This window comes from Methylibium sp. T29, assembly GCF_000576205.1.
Lineage (GTDB): Bacteria > Pseudomonadota > Gammaproteobacteria > Burkholderiales > Burkholderiaceae_C > Methylibium > Methylibium petroleiphilum.
Window position 1 is genome coordinate 1 of record NZ_AZND01000095.1, and the last position, 13,207, is coordinate 13,207.

Here is a 13,207-nt window from a genome sequence, read left to right on the forward strand (position 1 = left end):
GGGGCGGAGGCTCGGGGATCGGCGTGGTGCTGGTGGCCGTGCTGCAGTCGGTCGCGGCGCAATCGGCCGGGCCGGAGTTCGTGGCGCCGCCGGGCTCGGCGCGCACCGATGCGGTGGTGCAGGGACCAGTGGTCGATGCGCGGACCTGGCGCAGGAAGCGGTGGAGCTCTACGGTCGCACCTGCGCCGTCGCCGGCGGCGATGCCGGTGCGCGGGTCGACCTGGCGCTGGCTGCCGGCCTGGCGCCGCTGCAGACCGATGATGCGCAGCGCAGCAGCCTGCTCGGCGGGGCGAGCGGGCAGGTCTACGCCGCACCCGACCGCGAGGCCCTGCTGCAACTGGCGCTCGCGGATGATGGCCGCTGCGTGGTGTGGGCCGAGCATGCCGACGGACCCAGCGTGCTCGCCGGTTTCCTGCGGGTGATCGACGAGGTCCACGGCCCGGGCACGTCGCTGCAGCCGGTGCGCGAGCGCGTGGTGCAGATCACCGGCGGCTGGCGTCGGCAGACCGGTTTCGACCTCGGCGACGAGCCGGCACGGCGGGCCTTCGACGCGATCACGCTGGTCGGCAACCGGCCCGGCGTGCAACTGCTGCGGGCGGCGCCCGTCGATCGTTGACGGACGCTCAGGCCGCCTGCGCGGCAACCGGGGGTGACAGCTGTGCCAGCCCGCGCAGCACGTCGCCGACGATCAGCACGGCCGGGCTGCCCAGGCCTTCGCGCGCCAGCGTGTCCAGCAGGCCGCCGAGCGTGGTGAGCGCGCTGCGCTGCCGCGCGGTGCTGGCGTGCTGCACGATGGCGAGCGGCGTGCCGGCCGGCAGGGCTTCCAGCAGGCCCGCCTGCAGACGGGCCGCCTGGCTCACGCCCATGTAGATCACCAGCGTGAGGCCCTGCGCGGCCGCCGCACCGAGCACGCGCCAGTCCAGCGTGGTGGACTCGTCCTTGGCGTGGCCGGTCACGAGCATCACGCCGTGGGCATGGTCGCGGTGCGTCAGCGGTGCGCCGATCGAGGTGGCCGCGGCGAGGCCGGCGGTGATGCCGTTGACCACCTCGACGTGCACGCCGTGCGCGCGCAGCGAGGCGGCTTCCTCGCCGCCGCGCCCGAAGATGAACGGGTCGCCGCCCTTGAGCCGCACCACGCGTTCGCCGGCCAGCGCCTCGCGCAGCATCAACTGTTCGATGAAGGCCTGCGGCGTGCTGCGGCAGCCGCCGCGCTTGCCGACGTGGACGATGCGCGCCGAGCGGCGCGCGTAGCGCAGCACCGCGTCGCCGACCAGGTCGTCGACCAGCAGCACCGTGGCAGCGCGGATCGCGCGCACCGCCTTCAAGGTCAGCAGCTCCGGGTCGCCGGGGCCGGCGCCGACGAGCCAGACCGTCGGCACCGGAGGTTCAGGCCGAGCGCTCATGGGTTCTTTCCTCGTGTTGTCGCATGGCCGCGTGTGCGCGGACCAGCACCTCGACCTGCTCGACGAGCGGGCCGGGGACCGGCTTCTCTCCGCTGACCACCGCCTGGATGTAGACCGCCGTCGTCGCGGCATCGCTGCTGCGCGGCAGCAGCGGCAGCTCGGCCAGCACGCCCTCGACCGCGGAACGGCCGAGTTCGGGCCGCGGCGTGCCGGCGATGAAGATGTCGAGCTTCGGCAGGCGGCGCGCGTCGGCCACCGGCTCGCCCTCCGTGCCGCGCATCAGCAGGGCATGTGCGCCGGTGTGCTGCAGGAAGCGCGTGTGCGCGGCCGCGTACTCAGGGTGCGTGTAGTTGACGACGCGCAGGCAGGCGCGGCCTCGCGGCGTCAGCAGCTTGGCCACGGTGTGTGCCGGGTTGCGCAGGCCCAGCACCCAGCGCAGTTCGAGCAGCGGCACCAGCGCCGGGCACAGCACCGCGGTGGGCACGAACACCGGCTCATGGCGCGCCCAGGCATCGTGCACGCCGGCGGCGTCGCGCGCGATCGGCAGCCCCAGGCTCTCGAACAGTTCGTAGGTGGTGACGCGCGCCGGATCGTGCAGCGGTCCGTGCACCAGCACCGGCACGCCCTCCTGCGCGAGCAGCAGCGCGAGCAGCGGCGTGAGGTTGGGCAGCTTGCGTGCGCCGTTGTAGGAGGGCAGCAGCACCGGCATGGCATCCGCCTCCAGCACCAGGCTGCGCTCGGCCGCACAGGCGGTGAAACCAGCCAACTCCTCGGTGCTCTCGCCCTTGATGCGCATCGCGATCGCGAACGCGCCGCGCTCGGCCTCGCTCACCGTGCGGTCGAGAACCTGGTTCATCAGGTCGCGGGCCTGGGCCTCGGTCAGCGAACGTGCGCCTTCCTTGCCGCGGCCGATTTCCTTGAGGTAGTGCGCGATGCCCATCGTGATCCGTGTTCCGCAAGACTCAGGCCAAGCCGGCCGTCTGTGCCGTCGCAGGTGCAACGGCTTGCAAACGGAGGCTAGCGCACGCTCGTCGAATGCGCACTCCCCTGGTGTGCGTCAGGCGGCCTGCACCGAACCGCGAACGAGGGTGCGCAAGGCCGGAATGCAGGAGCCGCAGTTCGTGCCGCACTTCAGCAGGCCTTGCAGTTGATCGAGCCGAGCCTCCGGGGTTCCGCTGCAGCGCGTGAGGCGTCCAGGATCTCGGGCTCGGTGACGTTGAGCACGAGCACACCTGCCTGCCGCGCGCCACCACCGCCCCCGGCGGCTCGGCGCCCGGCCGCAGCAGCGCGCGACCGTAGGCCTGCGCCGGCAGTTCGTCGGTCAGCAGCGCTTGATCCAGGCCTCGGCGCGGATGTCGCCGCCGAGCACGAAGGCGTCGAGCCTCGCGTTGCCGCCGTCGCCGGCCACCAGCCGCATCGCACGACGCTGGCCGCGCTTGGGGTCGGCATAGCGCAGCGCCTGCGGGCCCGCCACGCCGAGCAGGCTCTCGATCTGCGCCATCAGTTCGTCGGCCGCCGGCTCCTCGGCGGCGGCCCGGAACAGCACGCCGACCACGCCGCGCGCATGCGGCTCGCGCCCGAAGGGCACGCAGTGCGCGTAGGAGAACGAGGGCATCAGGTCGCGCAGCCGCTGCTGCGCCAGCAGGGCCTGGTCCTCGGGCAGCCAGGCAGCGGCGAGCAGTTGCCAGGGCATCTCGGCCTTCAGCAGCTTCACCGCCGCGTGCTTGAGCTCGGGCTGCTTCGACTGCGGACAGTAGGCGCTGGGCATCAGCGTGTTGATGCCGGCCAGCCGCACGCCCGACGGCGACAGGCCGGAGACGAATTCCTCGCCCCAGTGCATCGCCACGAAGGCCTGCGCCGGCGCGACCGAATCGCTGGCCCGCACCGGCAGCATCACCGAGCCGCGGCGCGAGGTCACGTGCACCAGCGCGCCTTCCTCCCAGCCGCGACGCACCAGCTCCCGCGGATGGATCTCGACGCCGGGCTCCGCGACGTGGCCGAACAGCCGGCCCAGCGTGCCGGTGCGGCTCATGCCGTGCCAGTGATCGCGCAGCCGGCCGGTGGTCAGCGAGACCGGGTAGCGCGCGTCGCGCGGCTCCGCCACCGGCCGATAGGCCATCGCCGCGAAGCGGGCTCGGCCGTCGGGGGTGGCGAACACGCCGTCCTCGTAGAGCCGGGCGCGGCCTTCGGCCTGGCCTTGCGGGCAGGGCCACAGCTGAGGGCCCTGGTCGAGGCGGGCGTAGCTGAGACCGGTGATGTCGAGGTCGCGTCCGCGCGTGCTCTCGCGGTGTTCGTTCCACACCGACTCGGGGCTGGCATAGGGGAACAGCGAGCCGCCGTTCGCGACGCGGCGCGGCAGCTTCGCTTCGAGTCGGCGTGCAAAGTCGACCGCGGCGGCCCAATCGTGGCGGGCCTCACCGGGCGCCGCAACGGCCGGGCGCACGCGGCTGATGCGGCGTTCGCTGTTGGTGACGGTGCCGTCCTTCTCGCCCCAGGTCGTGGCCGGCAGCAGCAGGTCGGCATAGGCCGCGGTGGCGGTGGTGGCGAAGGCTTCCTGCAACACGACGAACTCGCAGCGTTCGAGGGCGCGGCGCACCGTCGTCTGGTCGGGCATCGACTGTGCGGGGTTGGTGCAGCTGATCCACAGCGCCTTGATCTCGCCGTCGGCGGCGGCCTGGAACATCTCCACCGCACTCTTGCCTGGTGCGGCGGGCACGTCCGGCACGCCCCACAGCGCGGCGACCTCGGCGCGGTGCTGCGGGTTGGCGAGGTCGCGGTGCGCGCTCAGCAGGTTGGCCAGGCCGCCGACCTCGCGCCCGCCCATCGCATTGGGCTGGCCGGTCAGCGAGAACGGGCCGGCGCCGGGTTTGCCGATCTGCCCGGTGGCGAGGTGCAGGTTGATCAGCGCGGCGTTCTTGTCGGTGCCGCTCGAGCTCTGGTTCAGGCCCTGGCAGTACAGGCTCAGCGTCGGCGTGTTCTGGCCGAACCAGCGCGCCGCCTGCACGATGGCGGCCTCGTCGAGCCCGCAGACCTGGGCCACGTGCTTGGGCGTGAACTCGCGCACCCGGTCGCGCAGCGCCTCGAAGCCGGTGGTGTGGGTGGCGATGTAGGCGGTGTCGGTCAGGCCCTCCCACATCAGCAGATGCAGCAAGCCGTGGAACAGTGCCACGTCGGTGCCGGGCAGCAGCGGCAGGTGCAGGTCGGCGACCTCGGCGGTCTCGGTGCGGCGCGGGTCGGCGACGATCAGCTTCATCGCCGGGTTGGCGGCGCGCGCGTCCTCGAGCCGGCGGAACAGGATGGGGTGGGCCCAGGCGGTGTTGCTGCCGGCGATGAAGATCGTGCTGGCGTGCTTCAGGTCGTCGTAGCAGGCCGGCGGCGCGTCGGCGCCGAGCGTCGCCTTGTAGCCGGCCACCGCGCTGCTCATGCACAGGCGTGAGTTGGTGTCGACGTTGTTGGTGCCGATCAGCCCCTTGGCGATCTTGTTGAAGACGTAGTAGTCCTCGGTCAGCAACTGGCCCGACAGGTAGAAGCCCACCGCGTCGGGACCGTGCTGCGCGATCACCGCCGCGAAGCGCTCGGCGGCCTCGTCGAGCGCGGCATCCCAGCCCACCGGCTGGGCGGTCTGGCCGCGCGCAGCGCGCCGCAGCGGCTGCAACAGGCGCGTCTGCTGCGTGATGGCGGCCGAGGCGGTGAGATGCAGCGTGCTGCCCTTGGTGCACAGGCGGCCGAAGTTCGCCGGGTGCTCCGGATCGCCGCGCACGCCGGTGATCTGCGCGCCCTGCGACTCGATGATCACGCCGCAGCCGACACCGCAGTAAGGACAGGTCGATCGGGTCTCGCGCATGGGATCGGGCGTGCGGTCGTCAGTCGTCGTCTTCAGGCCGTCGCCTTGCTGCAGGGGCCCGCGACCGGGGCGACGGCGTCGAGTGCCTTGCCGGCCAGTTCCGCGGCATCGAGGAAGACCTCGCCGCCCTCGACCTTGCAGGCGAAGGTCGGCGTGCAGCCCTCGTCGGGCGCCTTGGCGCAGCCGTCGGCCAGACCGATGGTCCAGTTGTGCAGCGGGCAGGCCACGCTCTCGCCGAACACGATGCCCTGGCTCAGCGGGCCGCCCTTGTGCGGGCAGCGGTCGAGCAGCGCGAACACCTTGTCCTCGCTGTTGCGGAACACCGCCACGGCCACGGCGTTGGCCCGCAGCACGCGGCGCGCGCCCAGCACCGGGATGTCTTCGACACGGCAGATCGTCTTCCAGTCACTCATCATCAGTCTCCTTCGGGCTCAGGCGTTCAGCGCGTCGAACTGGCGCTTGTCGACCTCGGCCTTGTCGAACTCGAACCACGGGTCGGGTTCGCCGTCGAGCGCGAACTGCAGCCGCTCCCACAGCGCCTTGCGGCCCTCGGCGTCGTCGAGGATCTTCTTCTTCACGTAGTCGAGCCCGACCCGGTTCACGTAGTGCACCGTGCGCTCGAGGTACCAGCCTTCCTCGCGGTAGAGCTGGCAGAAGGCGCCGGTGTACTCCAGCACCTCCTCCGGCGTCTTGAGCTTGACGAAGAAGTGCGCCACCTCGGTCTTGATGCCGCCGTTGCCGGCCACGTACATCTCCCAGCCGGAATCGACGCCGATGATGCCGACGTCCTTGATGCCGGCCTCGGCACAGTTGCGCGGGCAGCCCGACACGGCGAACTTCACCTTGTGCGGCGCATACATGCGCCACATCGCGCGCTCCAGGTCCTTGCCCATCTGCGTGCTGTCCTGGGTGCCGAAGCGGCACCACTCGCTGCCCACGCAGGTCTTCACGGTGCGCAGCGCCTTCGCATAGGCGTGGCCGCTGGGCATGCCGATGTCCTTCCAGACCGCGGGCAGGTCTTCCTTCTTCACGCCCAGCAGGTCGATGCGCTGGCCGCCGGTGACCTTGACGGTCGGGATCTTGTACTTGTCCACGGCATCGGCGAGCCGGCGCAGCTCGGAGGCCGTGGTCTCGCCGCCCCACATGCGCGGGATCACCGAGTAGGTGCCGTCCTTCTGGATGTTGGCGTGGCTGCGCTCGTTGATGAAGCGCGACTGCGGATCGTCGCGCGCCTCCTTCGGCCAGGTGCTGATGAGGTAGTAGTTGACGGCCGGCCGGCAGCTCGAGCAGCCGTTCGGGGTGCGCCAGTTCAGGGCCTTGTAGACGCCGTCGACCGTGAGCAGCTTGCTGCCGTCCGACGGCACGGTGCGGATCGCCTCGCGCACCTCGGCGTGGCTGTAGTCGGTGCAGCCGCACATCGCCTTCTTGGTGGGGGCGGCGGAGTAGTCGCCGCCGGCGGTGAACATCAGCAGCTGCTCGACCAGGCCGGTGCAGGAGCCGCAGCTCGCGCTGGCCTTGGTGTGCTTCTTCACCTCCTCGAGGGTGAACAGGCCCTTCTCCTTGATGGCCTTGCAGATCGTGCCCTTGGTGACGCCGTTGCAGCCGCAGACCTCGTCGCTGTCGGCCATGGCGGCCGCCTTGCTGTGGCCCTCGTGACCGGTGTCGCCGATGTTGGACTCGCCGAACATCAGCTTGTCGCGGATGTCGGCAACGCTGCGGCCCTCGCGCAGCAGCTTGAAATACCAGGAGCCGTCGACCGTGTCGCCGTACAGGCAGGCACCGACCAGCTTGTCGTCCTTGATGACCAGCTTCTTGTAGACGCCGCCGAAGGGATCGCTCATCACGATCTCCTCGGTGTCGGTGCCGCCCATGAACTCGCCGGCCGAGAACAGGTCGATGCCGGTGACCTTGAGCTTGGTGCTGGTCAGGCTGCCGGTGTAGCGGCCGATGCCGAACTGCGCCAGGTGCGTCGCGCACACCTTGCCCTGCTCGAACAGCGGCGCCACCAGCCCGTAGGCGATGCCGCGGTGCGCGGCGCATTCGCCCACGGAGTAGATGCGCGGGTCGGTCACGGTCTGCAGGGTGTCGGTGACGACGATGCCGCCCCGGCCGTCATTGAAGCAGTGCAGGCCGGCCTTCAGGGCGAGTTCGGTGTTGGGGCGGATGCCGGCGGCCATCACCACCAAGTCGGCGGGGATCTCCTGGCCGTCCTTGAAGCGCACGGCCATCACGCGGCCGTCCTTGTCGCCGATCAGTTGCTCGGTCTGCGCGCCGATCAGGAACTTCAGGCCGCGGTCCTCCAGCGACTTCTGCAGCAGCCTGCCCGCCACGTCGTCGAGTTGGCGTTCCATCAGCCACGGCATGATGTGCACCACGGTCACCTGCATGCCACGCAGCATCAGGCCGTTGGCGGCCTCCAGCCCCAGCAGGCCGCCGCCGATCACGACGGCGTGCCGGTACTTCTCGGCCGTCTGGATCATGGTGTTGGTGTCGGCGATGTCGCGGTAGGCGATCACGCCCTCCAGGTCCTTGCCCGGGACCGGCAGGATGAAGGGGTTGGAGCCGGTGGCGATCAGCAGGCGGTCGTATTCGGCCTCGGTGCCGTCGGACGCGCGAACGATGCGCTTCACGCGGTCGATCTCGGTGACCTTCTTGCCCAGGTGCAGCGCGATGCCGTGCTCGGCATACCAGTCGAGCGGGTTGAGGATGATCTCGTCGACCGTCTGCTCGCCCGCCAGCACCGGGCTCAGCAGGATGCGGTTGTAGTTGGGATGCGGCTCCGCGCCGAACACGGTGATGTCGTAGAGATCGGGCGCGATCTTCAGCAGCTCTTCCAGGGTGCGGACGCCGGCCATGCCGTTGCCCACCATCACGAGTTTCATCTTCTTCATGCGCAGATCTCCTTCGACCACAGCTGAGGTTTAGCAATCGGGGTGCCAGCGCGGCGGCGCGCGCGGCGTTCGGCGGCAGAATCGGCGCGCCCCGGCCGCGGCGCACTGCAGCGCGGGGGGAACCTGGATTGCGGCCTTTCATGAGCTTCGACGTCGACATCGGGCATGCCAGCCACAAGGGCCCGCGCGAGCGCAACGAGGACTTCGCCGCGGCGCTGCGGGCAGCGCCGCACGAGGCCGGCCGCGGCCTGATCGCGGCCATCGCCGACGGCGTGTCGGCCGGCGGCCACGGCCTGGTGGCGGCGCAGACCGCGGTGATCTCGCTCGTCAACGATTTCCACGCCGTGCCCGCGACCTGGGAGACCACCGTCGCGCTCGACCGCCTGCTGGGGGCTCACAACGCCTGGCTGGTCGACCACAACCGGCGCCGCAGCGGCGATGCGTCGGGCCTGACCACGCTGACCGCGGTGGTGCTGCGCGGGCACACCTGGACCGTGGCCCACGTCGGTGACACGCGGGCCTGGCTGCTGCGCGGCGGCGAATGCACGCAACTCACCCACGACCACGCCTTCGACCACCCGGACCTGCGCAGCCAGCTCACGCGTGCGATCGGACTCGACGACAGCCTGCGCATCGACTTCCACCAGGGCGAGCTGCAGATCGGCGACACGCTGCTGCTCAGCAGCGACGGTGTGCACCAGGTGCTCAAGCACGCCGCGATGCGCGAGCTGCTCGGCGCCGCCGAGACCGCGCAGCAGGCGAGCGAGCGACTGGTCGAGGCGGCGCTCGCGGCGGGGGCCGAGACAACGCCACGGCGCTGGTCGTCCGCGTGCGCGGGCTCGATGCCGGCAGCCTGGACGACGCCCTGCTGCTGGGACGCCAGTTGCCGATACCGCCGCGCCTCAAGGTGGGCGACACGCTCGACGGCTATGTGATCACCGCGCTGGTGGCCAACACCGGCGTGCACCGGCTGGTGCAGGCGCGCGATGCGGCGACGCGCGAGCTGGTGGCGATCAAGACGCTGCACGAGTCGCGTGCCGGCGATCCCGAGGAGCGCGCGATGCTGGCCCATGAGCCTGGCTGGGCCGCACCGTCACCGAGCGCGACGGGCAGGGTTTCGTGCGGGTGCGCGAGCCGCGCGACCCGAGCGCCTTCTATGCGGTGTTCGACTGGCATGGCGGCCGCACGCTCGAGCAGCTGCTGGAGGCCGGTCAGGCCTTCAGCGTGGAGGAGATCGTGCAGGGCACGCTGGCCGCGGCGCGCGCGCTGGGCCGGCTGCACCGTCAGCGCGTGGTGCATCGCGACGTCAAGCCGGCCAACCTGCACCTGGGCGACGACGGCCAGTGGCGCCTGCTCGACCTGGGCGTGGCAATCTCCGGTCGCGAGCCGCCAGCGGTGCGCAGCCTGCATGCTGGTACGCCCAGCTACATGAATCCCGAGCAGTGGGAAGCAGGGCATGCCGGCGCCGACGCGGCGAGCGACCTCTACGCGCTGGGCGTCACGCTCTACCGCTGGCTGAGCGGCCGGCTGCCGTACGGCGAGATCGAGCCGTTCCAGATCGCGCGCTACCGGCGCGACCCGATCGCGCCCTCGCGGCTGCGGCCCGAGCTGCCGATCTGGCTGGACCACGTGGTGCTGAAGGCCGTGGCGCGCGAGCGCCAGCAGCGCTTCGAGACGGCCGAGGAGTTCGTGCTGGCGCTGGAGCGCGGCGCGTCGCGCCCGCTCGCCGCACCGCCGGCGACGCCGCTCGTCGCCCGCGACCCGAACGCGCTGTGGAAGATCGCCTTCGCGATCTCGCTGCTGTTCAACGTGCTGCTCGTGGTGTGGCTGTTGTTCCTGCCGCGCTGAAGCGGGGCAGGCGGCGGCACCGGGCTGGAGGCGAATCATGCGGCTGCCCCGGGACTAGCGCTGAGCGGTCCGGCTGGCGGCACCGTAGTCGGTCGGCGCGGTCATCGGGCGGGCGCGCCCGCCTTTCTCGGCCCAGGTGCGGGTCCAGCGGATCTGCACGCGCCGCAGCATCACCAGCATCACGAGCGCCAGCACCGCGAAGGCGACGAAGCCCCACAGGTAGGTGCCCGCCAGTTGCTTGGACTGCCCCATCGCATTGGGCAGGAAGCCGCCGCCGAGCGCGCCGACCTCGCCGATCATCGAGCCAGCCACCGCGGTGGTCAGCGGCCAGCGCAGCGGCACCAGCTGGAACAGCGCGCCGTTGCCGGCGCCGAGCGCCGCGAAGCACAGCATGAAGAGCAGCGTGGTGACCGCGACCGAGCCGCCCGCGAAGCCGCACATTACCAGCGTCACGATCACGATCATCAGCACGCCGCTGAGCGTGTTGATGCCGCCGATGCGGTCGGAGATGTAGCCACCCAGCACGCGCACCGCCGAGCCCATCAGCGTGGCCAGCATCGTCAACTGGCCGGCCTCGATCTTGGTGACGTGGAACTGGTCGTAGAAGTAGGTCGGCAGGAAGCTCGCCAGGCCGATGAAGCCGCCGAAGGTGATGATGTAGATCAGGCTGAAGGCCCAGCCGTCCTTCTCGAACAGACAGGCGACGTGTTCGCGCAGGGTCTGGTGCTCGCGGTCCGGTGGCTCCTTGGCGGCGAACCACATCACCAGCATCGGCAGCAGCATGGTGCAGGCCGCCAGACCGTAGACGGTGGACCAGCCGAACTTGGCCGCCAGCGGCGGCGCGAACAGCACGGCGAGCACCGTGCCCGAGTTGCCGGCGCCGGCGATGCCCATCGCCAGCCCCTTGTGCTGCGGCGGGAACCAGCCCGAGCCCAGCGACAGCGCAACGCCGAAGCTCGCGCCGGCGATGCCGAGCAGCACCCCCATCGCGAGCACGCCGTCGTAGCTGTCGACGTAGCCGTAGCCGTAGCCCAGTGCGGCGACGATCAGGCCCATCTCGACCATCGCCGCGTTCTTGCGGCCGATGTACTGTGACAGCACGCCCAGCGGGAAGCGCATCAGCGCGCCGGCCAGGATCGGCACCGACACCATGAAGCCCTTCTGCGCGGCGGTGAGCTGGAAGCTTTCGCTGATGAAGGGCGCCATCGCGCCGTTCAGTACCCAGATCGCGAAGCAGAAGTCGAAGTAAAGGAAGGACGCGAGCAGCGTGGGCCAGTGGCCCGAGCGCACGAAGGTCTTGAAATCAGCCATTGCGTGACGTGCCTGCGCTCACGCGCGGCAGCGATGCGAGAAGGGGAGGTGGGGCGCCGCGATGATGGCGGCCGACGACGGCGAGCTCATGGTGCTTCTCCAGGGAGAACAGTCGCTCGGCCCCCGGGGGGCGAGTGACGAAGGCACGAAGCTGGGCACGTCGGTGTGCACAGGACCGGGCGTGCGGAGCGCCGATCCGGGCGCGTCGCTGCGCCCGCGTTGTGCGGAGCAGCATCCGTGCCAGGGGGAGCGGCCGGCGCCACGCCGGCTGCTCCATACTGGCGCCCCCCGCAGGTCGCGCCCTGCGTCCGCTCCTCTGAAAAGGCCCGTCGTCGCGTGACTTCCGTTCTCCTTGTGCTCGACCCCGATCACGGTGCGCCGCCGCTGGCAGCCGATCTGCGCGCGGCCGGCATTCACGTGCTTGGTGCCTGTCCATGCGACAAGCTGGTGCAGGAGGCACTGCGGCAGGGACCGACGTGCTGGTGGGCTGGTCTTCGCACCCGGGTGAGCCGCTGTTCCGTGCGCTGGACATCCTGCGCTCGACCCAGGCCCTGCCGGTGCTCGTGTTCAGCGGCGACGCCGGCGTCGAGGCCATGGAGCGGGCCCTGCAGTGCGGCGTGCAGGGCTGGGTGGCGCAGGGCTACGCCGCAGCGCGGCTGCGGCCGTTGCTGCAGCTCGTGCAGGCGCGCTTCCGGCACGAGCGCGGGCTGCGCGATGCGCTCGCGGACCTGGGGAACCGCTACGAAGAACGCAAGCTGGTCGACCGAGCCAAGGGCATCCTGATGCTGGCGCGCCAGGTCCCGGAAGACGAGGCGTTCAGGCTGCTGCGCCAGAGCGCGATGCAGCAGCAACTGCGCGTCGGTCAGGCGGCCCAGCTGCTCATCGATGCCGCGCAGGACGCGGCCGGGGTCAACCGCTCCGGCCAGCTGCGCATGCTGTCGCAGCGGCTGGTCAAGCTCTATGCGCTGCAGGTCGCTGGCGGTGAGGCGGAGGCCGGCGCGGCGCGGGTTCTGCAGTCGCAGGCGGTCGAGCGCCTGGAGGCCAACCTGGCCCAACTGGGGCGCCTGCTGTCCAAACCCACCTTCGGCGACCTGCTGGACGGCGTGCTGAGCGCCTGGAAGCCGCTGGACGCGACGCTCCGCGAAGCACCGCAGGCTGCGCGCCTGCTCAAGCTCGATGCGCTGGCCGAGGCGCTGCTGCAGGCCGCCGAGACACTGACCGCCGCCCTGGAGCAGGCCAGCGGCATGCCGCGTCTGCACGTGATCAACCTCGCGGGCCGGCAGCGCATGCTGAGCCAGCGGCTGGCCAAGGAGGTGCTGCTGGCCACGCTGCTGCCGGGTCCGATGGCCGCGCTGGCGCGCGAGGCGGCCCAGCGAACAGCGCTCGAGGCCGAGCAGGCGCTGGCCGCGTTGCAGGCCGCGCCGCTGTCGACCCCCGAGATCCGCGCGACGCTGACCGCCGCGGCGCAAGCCTGGCCGCAGATGCGTGCCGGCATCGACGCCGCCGGCACGCCGGCTGGCCGGCAGCAGCTGGCCGACGCGAGCGACACGCTGCTCGAGCGCTTCGAGCAGCTCACCGGGCAGATCGAGCACAGCATGCAGACGCTGATCGGCTGATGCAGCGCTAGGGGGTTCGACACCCTCAAGCTGGGGGGGCGCGCCTGCGGTGCAGGGCTATCATGGTTCGAGCACCATGAGCGTTTCCTACGAGTCCTCCGCCACCGCGTCGGCCCTTGCCGAGGCGCTCGAAAAGCTCGGTCTGCCCGTCTACACGAAGGACGCCGCGGGTCGCTACACACACCTCAACGCGGCGGCGGTCGCAGCGCTCGGCGTGCCCACCGAGGCCTGCGGCCGGACCGATGCCGAACTGCTCACCGCGCCGACCGCCGGCGCGCTGCGCGCCGCCGATCA

Annotated in this window: 8 protein-coding genes and 2 pseudogenes; 4 read left to right on the top strand and 6 right to left on the bottom strand. The window is 71.2% G+C overall.

Annotation, left to right across the window (positions count from 1 at the left end; genetic code table 11):
- The first annotated feature begins 160 nt into the window (after positions 1-160).
- Positions 161-616, top strand: coding sequence for a hypothetical protein (locus x551_RS12395; protein WP_036248736.1), 456 nt, complete (start codon positions 161-163; stop codon positions 614-616).
- A gap of 7 nt (positions 617-623) precedes the next feature.
- On the opposite strand, the gene cobA is transcribed toward x551_RS12395, so the two are convergent.
- The 5 genes and pseudogenes from cobA to nirB form a co-directional block, all read right to left on the bottom strand.
- The gene (gene cobA, locus x551_RS12400; protein ID WP_036233850.1) at positions 624-1,403 is read right to left on the bottom strand and encodes a uroporphyrinogen-III C-methyltransferase; all 780 of its coding nucleotides are present in this window, start codon (positions 1,401-1,403) and stop codon (positions 624-626) included.
- Positions 1,387-2,343, bottom strand: coding sequence for a DNA-binding protein YbiB (ybiB, locus tag x551_RS12405; protein ID WP_011829913.1), 957 nt, complete (start codon positions 2,341-2,343; stop codon positions 1,387-1,389). The genes cobA and ybiB overlap by 17 nt, the downstream gene beginning before the upstream one ends.
- A 117-nt stretch (positions 2,344-2,460) precedes the next feature.
- Positions 2,461-5,247, bottom strand: a pseudogene (locus tag x551_RS12410) (molybdopterin-dependent oxidoreductase).
- Between the two features lie 32 nt (positions 5,248-5,279).
- Complete coding sequence (nirD, locus tag x551_RS12415) at positions 5,280-5,660, bottom strand: nitrite reductase small subunit NirD (RefSeq protein ID WP_036233853.1); 381 nt, start codon at positions 5,658-5,660, stop codon at positions 5,280-5,282.
- A gap of 18 nt (positions 5,661-5,678) precedes the next feature.
- Positions 5,679-8,138 carry a nitrite reductase large subunit NirB gene (gene nirB, locus x551_RS12420; protein ID WP_036233856.1) on the bottom strand — a complete coding sequence of 820 codons (2,460 nt, stop codon included), beginning with the start codon at positions 8,136-8,138 and terminating at the stop codon, positions 5,679-5,681.
- Positions 8,139-8,278: 140 nt separating this feature from the next.
- Here nirB and x551_RS12425 point away from each other — a divergent pair.
- Positions 8,279-9,986, top strand: a pseudogene (locus tag x551_RS12425) (bifunctional protein-serine/threonine kinase/phosphatase).
- Between the two features lie 54 nt (positions 9,987-10,040).
- On the opposite strand, the gene x551_RS12430 reads toward x551_RS12425, so the two are convergent.
- Positions 10,041-11,297, bottom strand: a complete 1,257-nt coding sequence (locus x551_RS12430) for an MFS transporter (RefSeq protein WP_011829908.1) — start codon at positions 11,295-11,297, stop codon at positions 10,041-10,043.
- A 476-nt stretch (positions 11,298-11,773) separates the two neighbouring features.
- Here x551_RS12430 and x551_RS12435 point away from each other — a divergent pair, with 476 nt between their 5' ends.
- Together x551_RS12435 and x551_RS12440 are read left to right on the top strand one after the other, a co-directional pair.
- Positions 11,774-12,913: a type IV pili methyl-accepting chemotaxis transducer N-terminal domain-containing protein gene (locus tag x551_RS12435; protein WP_051511992.1), complete on the top strand. Its 1,140-nt coding sequence runs from the start codon at positions 11,774-11,776 to the stop codon at positions 12,911-12,913.
- 76 nt (positions 12,914-12,989) lie between these two features.
- Positions 12,990-13,207, top strand: a 218-nt coding sequence (locus x551_RS12440) for a PAS domain-containing protein (protein WP_036248738.1), incomplete at its 3' end; no start/stop codon positions are given.

What these genes read in the sequence shown, in the direction of transcription:
- cobA (WP_036233850.1), bottom strand. Translation starts at nt 1,403, where the DNA reads ATGAGCGCTCGGCCTGAACCTCCGGTGCCGACGGTCTGGCTCGTCGGC.
- ybiB (WP_011829913.1), bottom strand. Translation starts at nt 2,343, where the DNA reads ATGGGCATCGCGCACTACCTCAAGGAAATCGGCCGCGGCAAGGAAGGC.
- nirD (WP_036233853.1), bottom strand. Translation starts at nt 5,660, where the DNA reads ATGAGTGACTGGAAGACGATCTGCCGTGTCGAAGACATCCCGGTGCTG.
- nirB (WP_036233856.1), bottom strand. Translation starts at nt 8,138, where the DNA reads ATGAAGAAGATGAAACTCGTGATGGTGGGCAACGGCATGGCCGGCGTC.
- x551_RS12430 (WP_011829908.1), bottom strand. Translation starts at nt 11,297, where the DNA reads ATGGCTGATTTCAAGACCTTCGTGCGCTCGGGCCACTGGCCCACGCTG.